The 22,877-nt window shown below is 42.5% G+C and carries 18 protein-coding genes and 1 tRNA gene; 4 read left to right on the top strand and 15 right to left on the bottom strand.

Annotated features, from left to right (window positions below; all coding sequences use genetic code 11):
- Nucleotides 1-39: 39 nt before the first annotated feature.
- From HW098_RS10140 to argR, 9 genes are all read right to left on the bottom strand, one after another.
- Nucleotides 40-111: transfer RNA gene (locus tag HW098_RS10140), tRNA-Glu, on the bottom strand.
- A 380-nt stretch (nucleotides 112-491) separates the two neighbouring features.
- The gene (locus HW098_RS10135; protein ID WP_050243285.1) at nucleotides 492-926 is read right to left on the bottom strand and encodes a cytidine deaminase; all 435 of its coding nucleotides are present in this window, start codon (nucleotides 924-926) and stop codon (nucleotides 492-494) included.
- Nucleotides 927-939: 13 nt separating this feature from the next.
- Nucleotides 940-2,400 (bottom strand): glutamate--tRNA ligase, encoded by a 1,461-nt coding sequence (gene gltX, locus HW098_RS10130; RefSeq protein WP_176140013.1) that lies wholly within the window; start codon nucleotides 2,398-2,400, stop codon nucleotides 940-942.
- Nucleotides 2,401-2,527: 127 nt separating this feature from the next.
- Nucleotides 2,528-3,877 carry a glucose-6-phosphate isomerase gene (locus tag HW098_RS10125; RefSeq protein ID WP_176140012.1) on the bottom strand — a complete coding sequence of 450 codons (1,350 nt, stop codon included), beginning with the start codon at nucleotides 3,875-3,877 and terminating at the stop codon, nucleotides 2,528-2,530.
- 170 nt (nucleotides 3,878-4,047) lie between these two features.
- A complete protein-coding gene (locus HW098_RS10120) occupies nucleotides 4,048-4,737 on the bottom strand; it encodes a gamma-glutamyl-gamma-aminobutyrate hydrolase family protein (protein ID WP_000124770.1) in 690 nt (229 codons plus the stop codon).
- A 138-nt stretch (nucleotides 4,738-4,875) separates the two neighbouring features.
- Nucleotides 4,876-6,642, bottom strand: a complete 1,767-nt coding sequence (patB, locus tag HW098_RS10115; RefSeq protein WP_176140011.1) for a multidrug efflux ABC transporter subunit PatB — start codon at nucleotides 6,640-6,642, stop codon at nucleotides 4,876-4,878.
- Between the two features lies 1 nt (nucleotide 6,643).
- Complete coding sequence (gene patA, locus HW098_RS10110; RefSeq protein WP_176140010.1) at nucleotides 6,644-8,350, bottom strand: multidrug efflux ABC transporter subunit PatA; 1,707 nt, start codon at nucleotides 8,348-8,350, stop codon at nucleotides 6,644-6,646.
- A gap of 145 nt (nucleotides 8,351-8,495) precedes the next feature.
- Nucleotides 8,496-11,030 (bottom strand): DNA mismatch repair protein MutS, encoded by a 2,535-nt coding sequence (gene mutS / locus HW098_RS10105; protein WP_176140009.1) that lies wholly within the window; start codon nucleotides 11,028-11,030, stop codon nucleotides 8,496-8,498.
- Nucleotides 11,031-11,080: 50 nt separating this feature from the next.
- A complete protein-coding gene (gene argR / locus HW098_RS10100; RefSeq protein ID WP_001231476.1) occupies nucleotides 11,081-11,527 on the bottom strand; it encodes an arginine repressor in 447 nt (148 codons plus the stop codon).
- Between the two features lie 135 nt (nucleotides 11,528-11,662).
- On the opposite strand from argR, the gene argS reads away from it, so the two are divergent.
- The 4 genes from argS (at nucleotide 11,663) to galU (ending at nucleotide 15,909) form a co-directional block, all read left to right on the top strand.
- Complete coding sequence (gene argS / locus HW098_RS10095) at nucleotides 11,663-13,354, top strand: arginine--tRNA ligase (RefSeq protein WP_176140008.1); 1,692 nt, start codon at nucleotides 11,663-11,665, stop codon at nucleotides 13,352-13,354.
- A 203-nt stretch (nucleotides 13,355-13,557) separates the two neighbouring features.
- Nucleotides 13,558-13,803, top strand: a complete 246-nt coding sequence (locus HW098_RS10090; RefSeq protein WP_023943963.1) for a hypothetical protein — start codon at nucleotides 13,558-13,560, stop codon at nucleotides 13,801-13,803.
- A gap of 168 nt (nucleotides 13,804-13,971) precedes the next feature.
- Complete coding sequence (locus tag HW098_RS10085) at nucleotides 13,972-14,988, top strand: NAD(P)H-dependent glycerol-3-phosphate dehydrogenase (RefSeq protein ID WP_055387749.1); 1,017 nt, start codon at nucleotides 13,972-13,974, stop codon at nucleotides 14,986-14,988.
- A 21-nt stretch (nucleotides 14,989-15,009) separates the two neighbouring features.
- Nucleotides 15,010-15,909: a UTP--glucose-1-phosphate uridylyltransferase GalU gene (galU, locus tag HW098_RS10080; protein ID WP_176140007.1), complete on the top strand. Its 900-nt coding sequence runs from the start codon at nucleotides 15,010-15,012 to the stop codon at nucleotides 15,907-15,909.
- 66 nt (nucleotides 15,910-15,975) lie between these two features.
- Here galU and HW098_RS10075 read toward each other — a convergent pair whose 3' ends face one another.
- The 6 genes from HW098_RS10075 to pbp1b form a co-directional block, all read right to left on the bottom strand.
- A complete protein-coding gene (locus HW098_RS10075) occupies nucleotides 15,976-16,653 on the bottom strand; it encodes a rhomboid family intramembrane serine protease (RefSeq protein WP_176140006.1) in 678 nt (225 codons plus the stop codon).
- Nucleotides 16,637-17,176, bottom strand: a complete 540-nt coding sequence (locus tag HW098_RS10070) for a 5-formyltetrahydrofolate cyclo-ligase (protein WP_176140005.1) — start codon at nucleotides 17,174-17,176, stop codon at nucleotides 16,637-16,639. The genes HW098_RS10075 and HW098_RS10070 overlap by 17 nt, the downstream gene beginning before the upstream one ends.
- An 11-nt stretch (nucleotides 17,177-17,187) precedes the next feature.
- On the bottom strand, nucleotides 17,188-18,318 hold the full coding sequence (locus HW098_RS10065; protein ID WP_176140004.1) for an N-acetyldiaminopimelate deacetylase: 1,131 nt from the start codon (nucleotides 18,316-18,318) through the stop codon (nucleotides 17,188-17,190).
- A gap of 67 nt (nucleotides 18,319-18,385) precedes the next feature.
- Nucleotides 18,386-19,084 carry a 2,3,4,5-tetrahydropyridine-2,6-dicarboxylate N-acetyltransferase gene (gene dapD, locus HW098_RS10060; protein ID WP_049552476.1) on the bottom strand — a complete coding sequence of 233 codons (699 nt, stop codon included), beginning with the start codon at nucleotides 19,082-19,084 and terminating at the stop codon, nucleotides 18,386-18,388.
- A 228-nt stretch (nucleotides 19,085-19,312) separates the two neighbouring features.
- Nucleotides 19,313-20,224: a DMT family transporter gene (locus HW098_RS10055; RefSeq protein ID WP_176140003.1), complete on the bottom strand. Its 912-nt coding sequence runs from the start codon at nucleotides 20,222-20,224 to the stop codon at nucleotides 19,313-19,315.
- Between the two features lie 82 nt (nucleotides 20,225-20,306).
- Nucleotides 20,307-22,781, bottom strand: a complete 2,475-nt coding sequence (gene pbp1b, locus HW098_RS10050) for a penicillin-binding protein PBP1B (RefSeq protein ID WP_176140002.1) — start codon at nucleotides 22,779-22,781, stop codon at nucleotides 20,307-20,309.
- Between the last annotated feature and the right edge of the window lie 96 nt (nucleotides 22,782-22,877).

The raw sequence follows: 22,877 nt of genomic DNA, 5'->3' as shown, positions 1-22,877 counted from the left end.
AAAACTTTTTTCATCAAGTGTTCCATCTGCAACATACTATAGTCCGTACGGGATTCGAACCCGTGTTACCGCCGTGAAAAGGCGGTGTCTTAACCCCTTGACCAACGGACCAGAGTTGGTATTTTCAACTCTTACTATTATACCGACTTTTCAAACTTTGTCAACACCTTTTTTAAACTTTTTTACTTTTTTACATGACCGTAACTTCTCAAAGTAACTTCCACCATAGCGGAACTTAATCTGAAACGCTTTCAGATGAGGGGATTTTGTGTGCTCTTTTTTTCGATTCATTTTGGCTACAAAAGCAATGAAATCAAGCATTAGTAAAACCAGTAGAACTTACCCTGACACGAATTTCCACTGGTTTTTACGATTTTTATCAGACCAACTTCCACTTGGATTAGCAGTAGAACTTAGTTTGGGAATTTACCTTTTTTTCAAATCAACTTTTTCAAATTATAGTAAAAAGAGCCAGAATTATACTGACTCTTCTATTGTTCATTAAACTTAGAAGCACGTTCTTCTCCCCACCAATAGGGGATTAGTTCTGCGACTTTAACTGTTTTTCTTGTATCATAGTCCATCATGACTTCTGCATCTTTATTTTCAGCGTTCAACTCTAAAAGGAATTCTCTGCAAGCTCCACAGGGCATTCCTGAACTTCCACCATAAGGTGGTTTGTCTCGAAAGGCTAATACTTTTTTAACCTTAGTTTGTCCTGAAAATTGGTACATATTGAAGAGTGCCGCCCGTTCTGCGCAGAGATGGAAAACACCACAGGTTCCCTCCATACAGAATCCTGTAAATATTTGTCCATCTTCTGCTTCTACTGCAGCTACAACATGATTGGCATAAACAAAGTCTGATACTTCATGTGGATTGTATAGTTTCTGTGCTTCTTCGTACATCTTTTCCCAGATGTCCATTATTACATCCTTCTTATTTAGAGATTTCTTTTAGCATGTTTTCGATATGCTGGATTGATTTTTCACGACCTAACAAGAAGATAGTATCTGGCAATTCTGGTCCATGCATTTCACCTGAAACTGCTATACGAATAGGCATGAAAAGATTTTTCCCTTTAATACCTGTTTCTTTTTGGACTGCTTTAATTTGTGGGAAAATATTTTCTGTTACAAATTCATCGTCTGTCATCGCTTCAAGTTTTGCTTTGAAGGCTTCAAGAACTGTTGGGACTGTTTCCCCCACCATGACTTCGCGCTCTGCTTCGGTCAATTCTGGGAAATCTGAGAAGAAGAGATCTGTCAATGGGATAATCTCATCCACTGATTTCATTTGTGGTTTATAGAGCTCAACTAGTTTTTCAGCTTTGTCAGTCAATCGACCTGCTTCTTCTAGGAATGGTTTTGCCATTTCAAAGATAGTTTCTAGGTCTGCATTCTTGATATAATCATTGCTCATCCAGTCTAGTTTTTTCTGGTCAAAGGCTGCTGGAGACTTGCTGAGGCGGTTTTCATCGAAAAGTTTAATCAGTTCTTCACGAGAGAAGATTTCATCTTCGCCACCTGGGTTCCAACCAAGAAGAGCAATAAAGTTAAAGACTGCTTCTGCTAAATAACCTTTTTTGCGGTAGTCTTCAATAAACTGAAGGGTGTTGGTATCGCGTTTAGACAATTTTTTCCCAGTTTCAGAGTTGATAATCAAAGTCATGTGACCAAACTCTGGAGCTTCCCAACCAAGTGCTTCATAAACCATGAGCTGTTTTGGTGTATTAGCAATGTGGTCGTCTCCACGGATTACGTGAGAAATTTGCATATCATGGTCATCGATGACAACGGCAAAGTTGTATGTTGGGTAACCGTCTTTCTTTTGGATAACCCAGTCACCACCGATATTGCCACCTTCAAATTCGATATCGCCTTTGACCATATCATGCCACTTGTAGATACCTGACTCATTGACAGCCAAGCGAACAGTGGGAATAATTCCTGCTGCTTCACGTTCTGAGATGTAAGCGACTTTTTCTTCCTCATTCATACCAAGGTATTCATTTACGTAGCGAGGAGTTTCACCAGCTGCTTCTTGGCGTTCGCGTTCAGCTGCCAACTCTTCTTCTGTAACGTAAGATTTGTAGGCTTTTCCTTCAGCTAACAGTTGGTCGATGTATTTTTGATACAAGTCCAAACGCTCAGACTGGCGGTAATTTTCATGTGTTTCTGGGCTTTCATCCCAATCCATACCTAACCAGCGAAGGTTTTCAAGTTGTGAACGTTCACCATCCTCGACATGACGTTTACGGTCAGTATCTTCGATACGAATGATAAAAGTTCCACCATGATGACGTGCGTAAAGGTAGTTGAACAATGCTGTACGGGCATTCCCGATGTGTAGTAGTCCTGTTGGACTTGGTGCGTAACGTACGCGGATATCTTTTGACATAGTTTCTCCTATAAAGTCTCTAGGCGTCTGCCTTTTTGCTCTCTATATTATATCACAAGTCTTGGCTGAGTCCAATTTCTATGGATAAAGAGAGTAAAAAGAGTGGACAAACCACTCTTTTCTTCTATTATAGACGTGCGTTAAGCTCTTTGCTCAATTCTTCAAATCCTGGTTTTCCAAGAAGGGCAAACATGTTACGTTTGTAAGCTTCAACACCTGGTTGGTCAAATGGGTTGATAGCATTCAAATAACCTGAAAGAGCGATAGCCAATTCGAAGAAGTAGATAGTGTATCCAAGAGTGAAAGCGTCTTGCTCTGGAAGAGTCACGTACATGTTTGGTACATCACCATCTGTGTGGGCAAGAAGAACACCATCAGTCGCTTTTTTGTTTACAAAGTCAACGTCTTTTCCTTGAAGGTAACCAAGTCCATCAAGGTCTTCTTCCAAGCTAGGGATAATCACGTTTTTACGAGGTTTGTCAACACGGACAACTGTTTCAAACATGATACGAGTTCCTTCTTGAATAAATTGACCCAATGAGTGCAAGTCAGTTGAGAAGTTGGCTGAAGTTGGATAGATACCTTTTTGGTCTTTTCCTTCTGATTCACCAGCCAATTGTTTCCACCACTCTGAGAAGTACTGAAGTGATGGCTCATAGTTTACCAAGATTTCAGTTGCATAGCCTTTACGGTAAAGGATATTACGAACAGCTGCATATTGGTAAGCTTCGTTTTCAGAGATTTTGTCTGAAGTGTAGTCTTTGCGAGCTGCGTTAGCACCTTCCATGAGGGCTTTAATGTCAGCTCCTGATGCAGCGATTGGAAGCAAACCAACTGCTGTCAATACTGAGAAGCGTCCACCGATGTCATCTGGAACAACAAATGTTTCCCAGCCGTTAGCATCTGCTTCAACCTTAACAGCACCTTTTTGGCGGTCAGTTGTTGCATAGATACGTTTGTTAGCCTCTTCTTGACCATATTTCTTAACCAAGAGTTCTTTGAAGACACGGAAAGCAATCGCTGGTTCAGTTGTTGTACCTGATTTAGAAATCACGTTTACTGAGAAGTCTTTGTCTGCAACATACTCTACCAAGTCAGCAAGGTAAGTAGATGAGATTGAGTTTCCTGCGTAAAGGATTTGTGGAGCCTTGCGTTCTTCTTTTGTTTGCAAGTTAGCAAAGTGGTGGTTCAAGAAGTCGATTGCTGCTTTAGCACCAAGGTAAGATCCACCGATACCAATTACAACCAAGACATCGCTGTCTGATTTGATTTGCTCAGCAGCTTTCAAGATACGGTTAAATTCTTCGCGGTCGTAGTTTTCAGGAAGGTCCAACCATCCCAAGAAGTCGCTACCAGCACCAGTTCCTTTACGGATCAATTCATCTGCTGCTGTTACTTGTGATTGCATGTATTCCACTTCATGTGGTGCAACAAATTTGTCTAAAACTTTTGAATAATCAAATTTAATATGTGACATGTTATTCCTCCAATATTTCTTCTTTTCTATCATAACGCTTACCTTCGTTTTTTTCAAGTTTTTTTGTCAAATTTCTCCAATTTTTATCAGAATTCAAACGTTTGCGTAAAAATCCCACATTCCAAAAATTTTGAAAAAATAAAAGAAAGAACGACTAGATGTTCCAGTCGTTACAGTTCATTCAATAAATACTCAAATAATTCTAAATTACCATCTTCTTCATTAACCAGAAACTCTGGATGCCACTGCAAACCGATAATGCGGTGCTCATCGATAGACTCAATCGCTTCGATGGTCTGGTCTCTTGGATCAATAGCAGTTACACGGAAATTAGGTGCCAAATCTTTAATGCTTTGACGATGGACAGAGTTGACCTGACTTTCTTTCCCAAATAGCTTGGCCACCACGCTTCCTTCCACTGTCTCAATAGAGTGAGATGTTCCGAAAGGTAGGCCTTGCCAGTGACCTTCGATTTCTTGATTGAGGGTTCCACCAAAGGCAACATTGACAAGTTGGACACCGCGACAGATTGCCATAATTGGTTTATTCTGACGAAGCGCTTCTTTCAGGAGAGCCAGTTCAAACTCATCACGTACTAGATTGTAATCATCGCTCTCGATGGTCTTTTTCTCTCCATAAAACTGAGGATGGACATTTTGACCGCCTGTCAAGATAAGTTTGTCAATCATTTCTACATAATCGCGTACAACTGACTCATCACCAACAGGAATGACTAAAGGGAGACCACCGACTTGACGAATGCTCTCTGCGAATCTACAAGATACAGATGAATGAATGTTTTTGCCTTCTGCGTCTACGGGACATAGATTTGCAGCAACTCCTACAACCGTTCTAGCCATGATGTCTCTCCTTTCGAATGTTAACGATAGTCCTATCATATCACTCAAAATGACTTTCGTCTAATATGTTTTTTTAAAGGTCGTGATAAAAATTTTTTATGGACAAGAAAAAGCTGCCCACATAGGACAACTTTTTTCTTATTCAAAGACAAATTGATTGTGATAGAGTTCTGAATAGAATCCACCTAGTTTCAAAAGTTCATGGTGGTTACCACGTTCAATGACTTCTCCATCTTTAAGGACAATAATCTGGTCTGCATTGAGAATGGTTTTCAAGCGGTGGGCAATGACGAAACTAGTTCTACCTGCTACCACCGCCTCCATGGCATGCTGAATCTTGCTTTCTGTCACCGTATCTACGTTTGAAGTTGCTTCATCTAGAATGAGAACTTCTGGATCTGTCATCAGGGTTCGAGCGATAGAAATCAATTGCTTTTGTCCTGTCGAGAAGATGCTCTGGTCGTCATCTATAAGGGTATCGTATTTATCAGGCAAACTTTCGATATAGTCATGAATGTGGGTTGCCTTGGCTGCTGCCTCAACCATTTCTTGACTAGCATCTGGCACACCGAAACGGATATTGTCTCGAATGGTTTCGCTAAACAAGACCGAATCCTGCAAGACAATTCCCACTTTACTTCTGAGACTATCTAAATCATAGTCACGAATGTCTTTCCCATCAAAATAAATACCACCAGCATCAACATCATAAAAGCGATTGATGAGGTTCATAATAGTCGTTTTCCCTGACCCTGTCGGCCCAACAACCGCTGTCATCTGGCCTTTAGGGGCAGAAATACTGACATCTTTCAAAATAGGTTTATCAGGCAAATATGAGAAATCAATATGACTAATTTCAACACCTTCTTGCAACTGAGTGAAGATTGGAGCCTTTTCAGGTCGGATTTCTTCCTCTGCGTCAAACATTTCCTGAATCCGTTCAGCACCTGTAAAGGCCAACTGAAGACTTCCCCAACTAGCTGCAACCTGAATAATAGGCTGGTAGTACTGCTGTGAAAATTGGGCAAACATAACAATCAAGCCTAGGGCTGTACTTGTTTCAATAGTCTTATCATTCAAAAGTAAAGCTGAACCAGCAAAGATGACGATGGCTGTATTAACCAGACTCATGCCGTTCATGACAGGGAAAAGAATTCCTGAGAACATCCTTCCTTTAAAAGTTGCCTTGCGCACGCGCTCATTTTGTTCAAGAAATCCTGTCATCATATCCTCTTGAATTCCTTGCACAATCACGGCTTTTTGGCCTGAAATACTCTCGTCCATATAGGCATTGAGCTTCCCTACCTCTTTCTGCTGAAGGTTGGTATATTTGCGTGCCATTTTCACGATAAAAATCAGCATGAGGAAGGCCACTGGTGTGCTGGCAATAGCGATGAGAGCCAGCGTCACATTTCTCGAAAACATGACAAGAATCAGACCAATGTATAAAACAATATTGCTCATGACCTGAATCAAGCTTTCGTTAAAGGCTTGGAGGATATTATCCAAATCACTGGTAAAACGAGACAAGATATCGCCATCTTGTCGGCGGTCAAAGAAAGAAACCGTCAAGCGAGCAAGCTTACCGAAGAGGCCTTTGCGCATCTCGTTGGTCGACTCTGCAATCACGCGCGTCATGAGACACATGTATATGACACTGGAGATAAAGAGAACCAAAACCAGCAGGCCAAGATTGACCATGATTCCTGATAGACTCTGCCAAACAAGTTCTGGATTGCCATCTTGATAAGCTTGAACTAAATTAGCTAGCTGCGTCACTGCTTGTCCAGAAAAGACCGGAAAGAGGGCTTGGGCAAGAGTTGCCAGAACAATCATCAGGATAACAACTACAAATGATAGCTTATAGACTTTAAAATAATTCCAAAAAAATTGAACTATCTTCATGTTACTCCTCCTTTCCTTTCTGTGTTTCATAGATTTCACGGTAAACGGCATTGTTGGCAACCAAGTCTGCATGCGTGCCTTGACCAATCAATCGTCCTTGATCCAGTACCAAGATCTTGTCTGCATGGACAACCGAGCTAATCTTTTGCGCGATGATAATGGTTGTTGTTCCCTTCAAGTCCTTATTCAAAGCCTCCTGAACCAGGCGCTCTGACTTGGCATCCAAGGCCGAGGTCGAATCGTCAAAAATCAGAATACGTGGATTGCTGACAATTCCACGAGCAATCGACATCCTTTGTTTTTGCCCACCTGAGAAATTGGTTCCCCGTTCCTCAACTGGACTTTCAAAGGTTTTCTCCATACGATGAATGAATTCACTGGCTTGGGCAATATTGGCTGCACGCTCCATTTCAAATAGAGTAGCATCTCCCTTACCCTGTCTCAAGTTATCTGCAATCGTTCCACTAAAGAGAATAGCACGTTGGAGAACGATAGAAACTGTTTTACGCAGGGTCCCTTCACTCACTTCGCGAATATCCTTACCTCCGATTTTGATAGCCCCTTCTTGTGGGTCAAAGAGACGTGGAATCAATTGAGCCAAGGTTGATTTTCCTGCACCAGTCGCCCCAACGACACCAACCATTTGACCAGGTTCAATAGTAAAGCTCACATCTTTCAGCATCGGTTCCTTATCCATTGGATAGGTAAAGGTCACATTTTCAAAGCTAAGACTTCCGACTAACTCTTCATCTGGGACATTCTTGAAGGTCATGGCTGGCTCTGCGTCCAGAATTTCTCGAATACGACGCATAGAAATCATGGCACGACTGACAGAATTTCCCAAAAATCCAACCATGACAATGGTAAAGATAATCTGGCTTAGGTAATTGACAAAAGAAGCAATGGAGCCAACAACTGACGGATCCGACTGAACCATCCCTGCAACTAGCCAAATAGAGAGGAAAACCGCCCCGTAACCGACCAACATCATAAAGGGTTCCACTACTGAAAAGGCATAGCCAATGTAAAGGTTTTGACCGAGAAGCTCGTCTGAAACCTCCGTAAACTTAGCAAACTGCTCTTTTTCTTGGACAAAGGACTTGACCACACGAACGCCACGCAGATTTTCCTTGGCAATGGCATTGATGCGTTCAAGAAGGGTTTGAAACTTGGCAAAACGAGGACCCATCATCCCCATCATGACAGCAGTCAAACCAAAAATCAAGACCACCATGAGAACAATCACCCACCACAGCGAAGGAAGAGTTTGAACCGCCAAGATAAACGAACCGATGAACAAGAGGGGAAGTCTGAAAAGAATTTGGAAGGTCATCATGACTACGTTCTGAATCTGGTTGATATCATTTGTCATTCGAACAACTAGATTTCCCGCATTAAATTGTTCAATATTGGCATAAGAAAAGGTTTGGATTTTACGGAAGGCGTCCTCCCGAAGGTCAGATGAAACTCCTTGGGCAATATAGGCTGCGAGAACAACATTAAGACCACCAGCAACTAGACCGACCACGGCCACACCAATTAACCAAGCCCCGATACTATAAATAGCTTCATATTTCCCAGCAAGGAGAGCGTCTAACACTTCCTGCAGGTAACGCGGTTGCAAAAGTGAACTAGCAACCATCAAGCCTGTCATCAGGAGCGAAGCCAAGGCCTGCCACTTGTAGGTTTTTATTTTCTGAATCAGCATACTTTCTCCTTAAAAAATAGACAAAAGGGAGCGACAATGCGTCAGCTCCTTTTCATTCTGTTTGCGTGATGTTATTCTAACAAAAAAGTGGGAACTTGTCAAAGAAGTCTCCTTGATACAGCTAGAATGACTAGTAAGTTTCTCTTTATAGTTTCTGTTTTAACTCTACTAAGACATTCATAGCCTGCATAGGTGTCATATTGTAAACATCCAGTTTAGACAATTCTGCTAGGATAGGATGCTCTTCTGCCGTATCAAAGAGTGAAATCTGTTCAGTGACGGCACTTGTTTGTCTCATGAGAGCAGGACTTTCTGTCCCTTGATTCTCTAACTGAGTCAAAATCTTATCCGCCCTTGCTAAAAGGTTTGCCGGCAAGCCAGCAATCTTGGCAACATGGATACCGTAGGATTTATCAGCTGGCCCTGGTTCAATCTTATGAAGGAAGGTCACCTGCCCATCCTGCTCTAAGGTTGCCACGTGGACATTGACCAAGTGTTCCAAGCTGGACTCCAGACTAGTCAACTCATGGTAGTGGGTCGCAAAGAGGGTCTTGGCTCCGATATGTTCGTGAATGTATTCGATGATAGACTGAGCAAGAGCCATACCGTCATAAGTTGCAGTTCCACGACCTAACTCATCAAAGAGAATGAGAGAATTCTTGGTCGCATGCGAAATGGCATTGTTGGCCTCCATCATCTCCACCATAAAGGTTGATTGACCTGAAACCAAGTCATCTGCTGCTCCGATACGGGTAAAGATGGCATCAAAAATCGGTAAATGGGCGCTTTCAGCAGGTACATAGGAACCCATCTGGGCCATAATCGCCGTCATGGCTAACTGACGCATGTAGGTTGACTTCCCACTCATGTTTGGCCCTGTAATCAGCTGAATACTGGTATCTTCTGCCATCTGAATCGTATTTGGAATATAGGTCTGAGCCCCCATAACCTTTTCAACGACAGCATGGCGTCCTTTCTGGATATCAATTCGCGAACCATCTCCGAATTCAGGTCGAATCAAATGCTGGGTTTCAGCTACAACCGCCAGACTTTGCAAGACATCAACTGTCGCAATTCCTTGGGCTAGAGCTTGTAAACGTTGGATGTACTTGCTGACCTCTTCACGGATACGCATAAAGATTTCGTACTCTAGGTTGGCTGATTTCTCACGCGCCTCCAGCATATCTCCCTCGATACGGGCTAATTCTTCGGTTCCAAAGCGTTCCGAGTTTTTCAGCGTCGCCTTGCGGAAAAAGTGAGCAGGCACATTTCCCAGTTGCGAATTGGTCACATGGAAATAGTAACCATCCTTTTTATTGTAGTCAATCTTAAGCGTGCTGATACCAGAGTTTTCTCGCTCCTTAGCCTCAATCTCAGCAATCCAGCTAGTCCCTTCTCTGAGAACTCGGCGATATTTATCCAAAGTCTCATCAAATCCCGTCCGGATAATGCCACCTTCTGTAATCACATGAGGAGCTTCAGGAGCAATCGCTGCGCTAATCAAACTCTCCAACTCAGGGATTCCATCCAATTGTTCGATAAGATAAGTTAGAGCAGGTTGCTCCATCCCCTCTAAAATCGCACGAATCCGTGGCACACTGGATAAGGTGGTCGCCAACTGCAAGAGATCCTTTGGGTTGGTCTTGCCAAAAGAAACCCGACTAGCCAAGCGTTCGATGTCATAAACACCCTTGAGACTGTCTGTCAAATCACTGCGCTCAAAGAAATGGTCGAGGAAGACCTGCACCACTTCTTGACGTTGGATGATTCGTTCCTTATCAATCAAAGGACGATGAATCCAAGACCGCAAGAGCCGCATACCCATAGCTGTTTTGGTTTCATCCAAAAGCCAGAAAAGACTGCCTTGCTTCTTGCCTGACCGAGCATTCTCAACCAAATCCAGACTGGCCTTGGTCGCATAATCCATCTGCAAGAAATCCTTGATTTCATAGCGAATAACAGGTTTGAGGTGGTTCAATTCCCTCATCTGAGTCCGATGAACATACTGGAGCAATTTACTAGATGCCGCTTGCTCCACAGATGCCAATCGTGAATCCAGTAAATGAAGGTCTTCAAAGCCTTCTTTTTCATAGGAAAGTACCAGATTCATCTGACGACTAAGGATTTGTTCCTCTTCCTCAGACAAGTCATAGCCCAGCACCACTTCTCGCGCCTTGAGATTACGGATTTCCCCACAAACCAGCGTGAAATCCAAAAGACCTGTCACATAAAAGTCACCCGTCACCAGGTCCATATAAGCTAAGCCAAATTGATTGCCATCTCGATCTATAGCAACCAAGAAGTTGTTCTGACTGTCTGGCTTACTGCTATCGACCACTGTCCCTGGCGTAATGACCTGAACAACCTCTCGTTTCACAACCCCAACTGCTTGTTTAGGATCTTCCATCTGCTCTGCGATAGCCACCTTATAACCCTGCTCAATCAAGACATCGATATACTGTTGGGCAGAATGATAGGGAACACCCGCCATAGGAATCGGATTGTCGGCATTCTTGTTGCGACTCGTTAAGGAAATTTCCAGAATCTGCGCAGCATTGACCGCATCCTCATAAAATAATTCATAAAAATCACCCATCCGAAAGAGCAAAAAAGCATCTGGATATTGCTTTTTTATATCCACATACTGTTGCATGCCGGGTGATAGCTTTTCTGTCGCCATTTTCCGTCTCTCCTTGTCAAAAATAAGTCTTGAGAGCAACTCCCAAGACCTTACTTATCTTTCATCAAATCTAGCAAACGATCTTCCATGAGTTTGGCAACGTGCTGGTCTCGACAAATGACCAATAAGGTATTGGCACCAGCAACTGTTCCTAAAATCCATTCATCCTTGTTTGCATCTACAATATTTGCCAAAACAGAGGCTTCTCCCAGTTTGGTATGAAGCACCAAGGTAAACTCTGCTCTTGCAACACCTTCTAAATGATGAGACAAAAATTCCACCAAATCAATCTTTTCTGTCTCATTTGCTAGTACATAATACACCATATCATTTTTCTTAACCTTGGTCAAGCCGATTTCGCGCAAATCACGAGACAGGGTTGTCTGCGTCACAAAAACATTGTGCGCCTCCAACCGATCTTGAATTTCTTTTTGTGTACTTAATTTCTCCTCAGTAATCATTTTTTTTATTAACTGATGACGATCTCTTTTTCTCATAAAATCCTCTTATGTGAATATTTATAACTATTTTTATAACTATATTATACCAAAAAAATAGGAGATTTCAAAAATTTTTTCTTCTTTCTTTAAAATTGTGATAAAATAGTAGAAAAGTCCAAAAAGGAGCTCTTAATGAATACAAAAGAATTGATTGCTAGCGAATTGGCTAGCATCATTGATAGCCTGGACCAAGAGGCTATTTTAAATTTACTGGAAACCCCTAAAAACTCAGAAATGGGAGACATTGCTTTCCCTGCTTTTTCTCTTGCAAAAGTCGAACGTAAAGCACCTCAAATGATTGCGGCTGAACTGGCTGAAAAAATTAACAGCCAAGCCTTTGAAAAGGTTGTTGCAACAGGACCTTACGTTAACTTTTTCCTTGATAAATCTGCCATTTCTGCTCAAGTATTGCAAGCGGTTATCACTGAAAAAGAACACTATGCTGACCAACATATTGGCAAACAAGAAAATGTTGTGATTGATATGTCTAGTCCCAATATCGCTAAACCATTCTCTATTGGTCACCTGCGCTCAACTGTTATCGGAGATAGCTTGTCACATATTTTCCAAAAAATCGGTTATCAAACGGTCAAGGTCAACCATTTGGGAGACTGGGGTAAACAGTTTGGGATGTTGATTGTTGCCTACAAAAAATGGGGCGACGAAGAAGCTGTAAAAGCTCATCCAATTGATGAACTTCTTAAACTCTATGTCCGCATCAATGCTGAAGCTGAAAATGACCCTAGCTTGGATGAAGAAGCACGCGAATGGTTCCGTAAACTTGAAAATGGAGACGAGGAAGCTCTCGCACTTTGGCAATGGTTCCGTGATGAAAGTTTGGTGGAATTTAACCGCCTTTACAATGAATTGCAAGTTGAATTTGACAGCTATAACGGAGAAGCCTTCTACAATGATAAGATGGATGCAGTTGTAGACATTCTTTCTGAAAAAGGACTTCTTGTTGAATCAGAAGGGGCCCAAGTTGTCAATCTTGAGAAATATGGAATTGAACATCCAGCCCTCATCAAGAAATCTGATGGTGCAACTCTCTACATCACACGTGACTTGGCTGCAGCCCTTTACCGTAAAAACGAATACCAATTTGCTAAATCTATCTACGTCGTTGGTCAAGAGCAATCTGCCCACTTTAAACAGCTCAAAGCTGTCTTGAAAGAGATGGGCTACGACTGGAGTGAAGACATTACTCACGTTCCTTTTGGTTTGGTTACAAAAGAAGGGAAGAAACTCTCTACTCGTAAAGGGAATGTCATCTTGCTAGAACCTACTGTTGCAGAGGCTGTTAGCCGTGCCAAGGCCCAAATTGAAGCAAAAAATCCTGAATTGGAAAATAAAGATCAGGTAGCACATGCTGTTGGGGTTGGAGCCATTAAATTCTATGACCTCAAGACCGACCGTACAAATGGATACGATTTCGACCTAGAAGCTATGGTATCCTTCGAGGGTGAAACTGGACCTTATGTTCAATACGCCTACGCTCGTATCCAATCTATCTTACGCAAAGCGGATTTCAAACCAGAAACAGCTGGCAACTATAGCTTAAATGATGCTGAAAGCTGGGAAATCATTAAACTCATCCAAGACTTTCCACGTATTATCAACCGTGCAGCAGATAACTTTGAACCTTCTATCATTGCTAAATTTGCAATTAGCCTGGCTCAAGCCTTCAACAAATATTATGCACATACACGCATCTTAGATGAAAGTCCAGAACGCGACAGCCGTCTAGCCCTCAGCTACGCAACCGCAGTCGTTCTCAAAGAAGCCCTTCGCTTGCTTGGAGTAGAAGCACCGGAGAAGATGTGATTCAGTACTAACAATTGGAACTAAAGTTCCCAATTGTTAGACGCTAGCCGCTTTTATGCGGACTAGCTAACTGCTTCACTAGTCACGACCCCTAAATATAATCGATTTAGAGGTCATGACGTCGTAACTATGGTGATTTGCCTAATCGCTTTACTAATTTAATCTACTCACTACTACTTCTTTATCATACAGGGAGATTTCTTATGAGCCAATATGCTTATGTCCTCGTTGTAATTAGCTTGGTGTTCCTTTTTCTGCTCAATAAGTACGAGAAGGAGAGACTGCAAAGGCTCTACCAAGAACAACTTTTGAAGGATGAAACATTTAGGGCTGACATCAAGGAGAAAATTCACACGACTGAAAATATCAATGATGTCATTGCTTACATCAATAAAACTTATCATCTGGGAATGTTGCTATCAAAAGACATTACAGATCAATTGAAATAAACCTAGCCATTCTTTAAGAAATATGAAAACCGAGACTAAGAGTTTAATACTTAGCCTCGGTTTTTGTGTATTTTTGAAGTCACAAAGCCACCATACCCCAGCAATGCAAGTGCAAAATCCCCTAGAATATGATAGAATAAGAGAAAGAACTCTATCAAGGAGGAAATCATGGAAAAACAAACCATCGCCGTCTTGGGGCCTGGTTCTTGGGGAACTGCCCTTTCACAAGTCTTAAATGACAATGGACACGAGGTACGTATTTGGGGAAATCTTCCCGAGCAAATCAATGAAATTAATACACACCATACTAATAAGCACTACTTTAAAGATGTCATCCTAGACGAAAATATCATTGCCTACACTGACTTAGCAGAAACATTGAAAGATGTGGATGCGATTTTGTTTGTTGTCCCAACAAAAGTGACACGACTTGTTGCCCAACAAGTTGCAAAAACCTTGGATCATAAGGCTATCATCATGCACGCATCAAAGGGATTAGAACCTGATAGCCATAAACGATTATCAACCATCCTTGAAGAAGAAATTCCTGAACATCTCCGCAGTGATATTGTCGTTGTTTCAGGTCCTAGTCATGCGGAAGAGACCATTGTGCGTGACCTGACTTTAATCACTGCTGCTTCTAAAGATTTACAAACAGCTCAATACGTTCAAGAACTCTTTAGTAATCACTACTTCCGACTTTATACCAATACGGATGTTATTGGAGTTGAAACCGCTGGTGCTCTTAAAAACATTATCGCTGTCGGTGCTGGAGCTTTACATGGTTTAGGATTTGGTGACAATGCCAAGGCAGCCATCATCGCTCGAGGCTTGGCAGAAATTACCCGCCTAGGGGTAGCACTCGGAGCCAGTCCATTGACCTATAGTGGCTTGTCTGGTGTAGGAGATTTGATCGTAACGGGAACCTCCATCCACTCTCGTAACTGGAGAGCTGGAGATGCCCTTGGTCGTGGAGAATCCCTAGCTGATATCGAAGCCAATATGGGCATGGTGATTGAAGGAATTTCAACGACCCGAGCAGCCTATGAACTAGCCCAAGAACTTGGAGTTTATATGCCCATTACACAGGCCATTTACCAAGTTATCTACCACGGAACCAATATCAAAGATGCCATTTATGATATCATGAACAATGAATTTAAAGCAGAAAATGAGTGGTCTTAACCCTCTAAAGAAAGGATTCTTATGACATCAAAAGTTAGAAAGGCAGTCATCCCTGCTGCTGGACTAGGAACTCGATTTTTACCAGCAACCAAGGCACTTGCCAAAGAAATGTTGCCAATTGTAGACAAACCAACTATCCAGTTTATCGTGGAAGAGGCTCTCAAATCAGGTATTGAAGATATTCTGGTTGTCACTGGTAAGTCAAAACGTTCTATTGAGGACCACTTTGATTCAAATTTTGAGCTTGAGTACAACCTCAAAGAAAAAGGTAAAACAGATCTGTTAAAATTAGTAGATGAAGCAACTGGCATGCGCCTTCATTTCATCCGCCAAACTCACCCTCATGGTCTTGGAGATGCTGTCCTACAAGCCAAAGCTTTTATAGGGAATGAGCCCTTCGTTGTTATGCTGGGCGATGACCTTATGGACATCACAGATGAGAACGCCGTTCCTTTGACAAAACAATTGATGAATGATTACGAAAAGACGCACGCATCAACCATTGCTGTCATGCCCGTACCACACGAAGACGTTTCATCATATGGGGTCATTGCTCCTCAAGGAGAAGGAATCAATGGACTCTATAGCGTTGAAACTTTCGTTGAAAAACCAGCTCCCGAAGATGCTCCAAGTGATTTGGCAATCATCGGTCGCTATCTTCTCACACCAGAAATTTTTGATATTCTCGAAAAGCAAGCTCCAGGCGCTGGAAATGAAATCCAGCTTACCGACGCTATTGATACCCTTAATAAAACACAACGTGTTTTCGCCCGTGAATTTACAGGAGCTCGTTACGACGTTGGGGATAAGTTTGGCTTTATGAAAACATCTATTGACTACGCCCTCAAACATCCACAAGTCAAAGATGACTTGAAAGATTACCTCATCCAACTTGGAAAAGAATTAGCTGAAAAAGAATAACATAAAAAGATAAGGTTCAAAAAATGCCTTATCTTTTTTCATTATACAAATTTTCTTTCAACTTCGTCACAACCCCATTCCCTTGTAGAGAAGTAAGACTGCGAGTCCTACGAACAAGACTAACGCTACCAGTCTCTGACTAGCGCTATACATCCGTCTTTCTCCTCTAACTGGAAAGATAATTGCTAGAAATGCTCCACCAACTGCTCCCCCGATATGGCCTGCTAGACTGATTCCTGGAATCAGAACACTTCCAATAATGTTAACCACAAAAAGTGTCAGATAAGACTGTCCTAGATGTTGAATATAGGGGTTGCGAGTGGCATAGCGAAGAATGATAATCGCGGCAAATAGCCCATAAAGAGAAGTCGAGGCTCCTGCTGCTAAGGATTTGGGACTAAATACAAAAACAAAGAGATTGCCCAGCATTCCAGATAAGAGATAGAGAAAGAAAAACTTCTTGGATCCGAAAATCTCCTCTACTTGCCTACCAAGATAATAGAGCGAAAGCATATTAACAATGAAATGCTCCCACCCAATATGAACAAAAATGGCAGAGAAGAGACGCCAAATTTGCTCGGGAAAGAGGCGAATGACAGGCCCATACATGGCTCCAAATCGAAATAGGGTATCTGCCCTGTCAAAGTTTCCTCCTGTGGTCACCAACATTAGTAGAAATACCAAGGTCGTCACTAAGAGAAAGAAACTCGTCACAGGGTAACGCCTATCAAAGATTCCTTTCATCAATCAGTACCTCCTGAACAGGAATATCATGATTTTCAGGGCTAAAGTCCCGAATTTGACAAGGATAAACCGTACTCAAAGTATGACCAGAAAACTGTTCCAGATAGCGGTCGTAATAGCCTCCGCCATAGCCGATCCGATAGCCTTTCATCGTAAAAGCCAGCCCCGGAACATGAATCAAATCAATCTGAGAGGCATCCACCACTTCCAAATTTCCCTGTGGTTCCAGTAATCCAAAGGAAGTTTTTACCAACTGCTGTGGATCATAGACCACAAAGTCCATGCGCCCCTTGGGATAGGTTTTGGGTATCAGAACCTTCTTGCCATCCTTCAGCGCCTGCTCAAGCAGTTCCTGCGTTTGAAATTCATGAGGAAAAGAAAGGTAGGTTGCGATGACCTTAGCTTCTTGGTAAAAGGGGTGTTGTAAAAGTCGTTCTATTAAAGCTTGATCTATAGCCTGTTTTTGTTCTTGAGATAAAGCCTTCATTTCTTGCAAAATTTTCTTGCGTAGTTCTGCTTTCATAGCCAATTCCTCTACTCTGCTGCCTTCTTTTTCAGGAAACTAGAGACCGCATCAACCCCAATAGCTAGTGCCTCTTCCTTAGGGCTCATCTGAGGATGATGAAGGGCGTAGGGACTATCGATACCCAGCCAAAACATAACCCCATCTACCTTTGAAAGGAGATAACCAAAGTCTTCACCTGTCATAGCAGGCTCGATATCAATCAACTCGATTCCCTCTTTCTCTTCAAAGAAGTCCATCAGTTCACGCGCCAAGGCTGGATGGTTCTCAACAGGCAGGTAACCACCTTGCTTGAGTTCGACTTCGACTTCCATATCAAAGGCAGCTGCAACCCCTTCTGCAACTGTTTTGACCCGCTTTTGCACCAAGAGACTCATGTCCTGTGTCAATGCCCGAATAGTTCCATGCAAAAAGGCTGTATCTGTGATGACATTGTTGGTGGTTCCGGCTTGGAAAAGACCAAAGGTCACCACTGCTCCCTCTATTGGGTTGACATTGCGGCTAACAACTGACTGCACTTGGGTCACAAAGTAACTAGCCGCCACCAAGGCGTCATTAGCTTCATGTGGAAAGGCTGCGTGTCCTCCTTTACCTTTGAAACGAATCTTCACCTCGCAAGTTCCTGCAAAGAGTGTATGAGTATTAGTCGCAATCTGGCCGACTTTCAAATCTGGCCGAACATGGAGGCCATAAAACTGGTCTGGCAACCAGTCTCCAAAAGCGCCATCCTCATACATGAGCATGCCACCAGCTTCATTTTCTTCAGCAGGCTGAAACAAAAAGAGCAGATTGTTCTTTGGTTGCTCTTCAAGTGCGCGCTCAAGACAGCCCAAGGCAATGGTCATGTGGAAATCATGTCCACAAGCATGCATACGACCTTGGTGCTGGGAAGCGAAAGGAAGGCCTGTTTGTTCAACGATAGGCAGACCATCAATATCTGTTCGCCAACCAATGGTACGCTCTGGCTGACTTCCCTGCAAATAAACCAAAATCCCTGTCCGCCAAGTTCGAACTTGGACAAAATCCTTGCCCGCAGTCAATTTTTCAATTACATCCAGCAGATAAGCCTGAGTCTTGAACTCCTCCAAGCCAATCTCTGGAATCTGGTGCAAATCTCGTCTAGTCTGAATCAAATCTAACATCTATCTATCCTCCGATATAGCAGAAAGAGGCTGGAAGAAGGGTTCCGCCTCTTTATTACTTTTACAATTATAAGGTACGAAGCGCATCCTCTAGCGCTGTTTTTTGTTGGGTTTGGGCATCAATCTCTTTGATGATACGAGCTGGAACACCTGCTACTACTACGTTTTCTGGGACATCTTGGGTAACAATAGCTCCTGCTGCGACAACTGAACCACTACCGATTTGGACTCCTTCGATAACCACTGCATTAGCGCCGATAAGAACATTGTCTCCAACACGGACTGGTTCAGCGCTAGCTGGTTCAATCACACCTGCCAAAACTGCACCTGCACCAACGTGGCTGTTTTTCCCAACGATAGCACGGCCACCAAGGATAGCACCCATATCAATCATGGTTCCTGCACCAATTTCAGCACCGATATTGATAACCGCTCCCATCATGATAACAGCATTGTCACCAATTTCAACCTGATCACGGATAATAGCACCTGGCTCGATACGAGCGTTGATGTCACGTTTGTCTAGCAAAGGAACTGCTGAATTACGAGCATCTTGCTCAACAACATAGTCTTGATTTTCTACCAAACCATCTAGAAGCGGAGCCACGTCCTTCCAGTCTCCAAATAGGACATTCCCTAATTTGACAACAGAGCTTGGTACAGCAGTTGCAAGTTGTCCTTCAAAGGTTACTTTAACACTGGTTTTCTTTTCAGCATTGGCGATAAATTGGATAATTTCTTGTGCGTTCATTTTTGTAGCAGTCATAGGTGCCTCCTAGTTCATTTTAATGATACCTATTCTACCAAAAAAGGCCTCAAATTTGAAGCCTTTTTGTTTGTTTTTAGGTATGATTTTTAGGGATGTGAGATAAAACGTGCTGTCGGTAAAAGCAAGCCTCTACCGATACAACCTAAAAACACTCTTCACAACTATCTCCCCGTGTTTTATTGACTATTCTAGTATAGCACACTTTTAGAATTAAGAAAAGACTTTTTATCTACTTTCTTTCGCTTCTTCTATAGACAAAAATATCATAGGTAAAATAATCAAGGCCATAGCTAGAAGAAGGGACCAATCCACTACTAATCCTAAGAACAAAACACTCAAGAAAGCAGAAGAGAGAGGTTCACTGGCACTAATGACGGAAACCACCAAGGGAGAAACCAAGGACACAGCCTTCATGGAAATAAAAAAAGCAAAAGCCGTCCCGAAGAAAGCGATAATAAGGCAAATCAAGATACTCCAAATATCAGGAGTAAAGGAAAGCTGATAAACCGGCGAGATGACATTGCTAAACAAACCTGCCAAAATCATCCCCCACCCAACCGTGGGTACAAAACCATAACGCTTCGCAAAAGGTTGGGGCAAGATAACATTAAACATGACACCCATGGCACTCAGCAGACCTGTCACAAGCGCTAGTGGTGTCATGGATAACTGAGAGAGATCGCCCTTTGTCGCCATCAGGCAAACACCCAACATGGCAATCAAAACATAGAAAATAGCACTTTTTGACGCTCGTTTTTGATAAACCAAGCGATTGTAAAAGAGGATAAAGACAGGACTGATAAACTGTAAAATAGTCGCTGTCGCTGCATTTGAGTATTCTACGCAGAGGTAGAAAAAATACTGGACTGAAAAAATCCCCAAAATAGCATAGGCTAGAAAGGGTAGGTAATTTTTCTTATCTCGCCAAATATCTAACACTTGCGATTTTAATTGTATTGCAGACCAAATGAGCACAAGACTCCCTGCCAGTGTCAAACGCATAGAGGTAATCCAGCCCGAAGACACCTGGTAATGGGTGAAGAAATACTCTCCTAAAATTCCACAGATTCCCCAGATTAAGCCGGATAGAAGCGAATAAATGGTCCCTTTAACAATCTTTTTCTGATACTGATTCATACTTTTATTGTAACACGAAAGGGAAAAAGAAAAAAGTGGCAATCCATTGATTAGCCACTTCATTTAGCACAGTTTATAGAACTTATCGTCTCGCCCTTGAAGAAGAAGGTCGTGTAGTACTTGAGTTACTACTGTCGCTAGAACTACTACTTGAACTACTTGAACTGCTGGAGCTTGATGGAGTTGGTAGACTCCCCACAATGCTAGACCAAGCATTCTGATAATCCGCATCACTTCCACCAATAGCAAAGCGATAACTGGTCGTTGGCGCTCCTGTCTTATTAGCCCAATAGCTGGTAACAGTCGAACCTGTAACATCTACCTCTTTTCCTTCAACAGAAACCTTCCCTGGTTTTTGACCTGTTGATTTCAAGACTTCGGATTTTACGACACTAGGATCTAAAGCGAAGCGCTCGTTCCCCCAAATGCTTGGGGAGGCTTGCTGAATCGCATTTACCAGATGAGCCATGTAATTAGAGTTATTGGAATAACCTGCTCTACGTGACAATGAATGATTATCATCATGCCCAATCCAGCCACCTAGGGTTAATCTAGGTGTCGAAAGCATGAGCCACATATTTTCGTCTTGGTTGGTTGTACCAGTCTTCCCAATCCAATCTGCATTAGCCAGAGTAGGATTTAAAGAAGTCAGATTCGTCTTGAAGGTTGTTGTCACACGAGAGGATAGAACTTCTCGCAACAAGCCCTGCATAATTGTCGCAGTAGCTTTTGAATAGACTTGAACCGGTTTATCCTGATATTCATACACTACTCTACCATCTGCTGCTTCAATTCTAGAAATCACATGCTTCTGATGATAAACTCCGTTATTAGCTAGGGTCTGATAGCCATTGGTATGCTGGGCAACTGTGACTTCAATACCACCACCCATTGGCAGGCTCTCAATACCGTACTCAGGAATCTCGTAGCCCATCTTTTCCATATAACCCTTGACATCAACACCCTTTTCACGGAGCATACGATAGGTCCAGTAAGCAGGGATATTCCATGAATAGTTCAGAGCTTCTCCCAAGGTCATCATTCCTGTTCCCTTGCTATTAGCATACATAATCGGATTGCCATTGGCAAAGTTTGTTGGATAGTTAGATAGAATCGTTTCGCTTCCCATCAAGCCCTGGTCAATAGCAATACCGTAGGCCAGCAAGGGCTTGGTAGTAGAAGCTGGCGAACGTTTGGTATCAAAGGCATGATTATTTTGATTTTCTTGATAATTACGACCACCTACAAAGCCTAGAATAGCACCTGTTTGGTTGTCCATCAAGACATTCCCTACTTCTACACGACCTGTTCCATCGTCTAAAAGATAGCCATAATCAGCAACCGCACTTTGCATGGCAGAATGAATTTTCTGGTCTATGGTAGTAGTAATTTTATAACCACCATTTTCAATCTCCTTGGCTGCCAAATCACGATAAAACTTCTGAGTTGCCTCATTTTTCAACTCCTTAGCGGAGACATTGTCTCTCTGAGCTAGATAGTCATACATACGTTCTTGAGCTTCCGCCAAAGTTGTAAAGTATAAATAGTCTCGTGAAATTCCTGCAACCGTGCCCGATGGTAAAAAGTCCTGTTTAAGGTCATAATCCTTGTACTGAGAATACTCGTCCTTGCTTAAGGCACCTGTACGATACATACTGTAAAGAACTGCCTTAGCCCGTCTTAAGCCAATTTCTAGGTCTTCATCACTCTTCAACTCCCCAGTATTTTCATAAGGAGAGTAAGTAATGGGACTCTGTGGAAGTCCTGCTAAAAATGCTGCTTGAGGAACAGTCAACTGACTGGCATCTACACCGAAAATTCCCTCAGCTGCCTGCTGAGCCCCTGCAATATTCTGTCCCTTATTATTTCGGCCAAAGGGAGCCACATTGAGATAGGTCGTTAAAATCTCATCCTTATTCATGGCGCGTTCCAAGGCAAGAGCATCCACAATTTCTGTCGCCTTACGAGCCAAGGTCGGCGCATCCCCAACCACCTGCTGTTTAATCAGTTGCTGGGTCAAGGTTGAACCCCCACTTGAGGAACCCAAACCTACAAATTTCCCCAAGGTCGCACGAATCACCGCCTTGGGCACTACACCCTTATGTTCTTTAAAGTGTTCGTCTTCCGTCGCAATGATAGCCTTCTTCAGATTTTCCGAAATTTGCTCAGATGAGATAGAAGTGCGCAACAAGTCACTCTCTATGGAAGCAATCACCGTCCCGTCCGCATAGGTAATCTCTGAAATAGAAGAGATGTCCTTGACCTGATTCACCAATTCTTCTGTCTGAGGCACACGTACCTTGTCAAATAAGGCCACTCCGTACCCCAAAGCAATCCCAGCTCCCAACATTCCTCCTAGAAAACCGAGTACAAAGAGTAAGTTAAATAAGGCTTTTATACTCAGTAAAATAGCTGGAAAAATGGCTGGCTTCTCTAAGGATTTAGATTTCTCAGCACTTGAACCTTTCTTGGCCGGCCTAGCTGATTTTTTATGTTTTTGTTTTTGCTGGAAAAATTCCAGCATTTTTCGTTTTAATTCATTTAATTGATTTTGCATGGATTTCCTCACTCTATCTATTATACCACAAAAGGGAAACTTTCAATAAAATAGCCACTTTCTTCCCTATTCTGCTAGGCTATTGCCCAAGTTTGT

It is taken from the genome of Streptococcus sp. 1453 (assembly GCF_013276955.1).
In the GTDB taxonomy this organism is placed as follows: domain Bacteria; phylum Bacillota; class Bacilli; order Lactobacillales; family Streptococcaceae; genus Streptococcus.
Note: the sequence above shows the minus strand (reverse complement) of the source record. Positions and strands in the feature narration are given on the sequence as shown.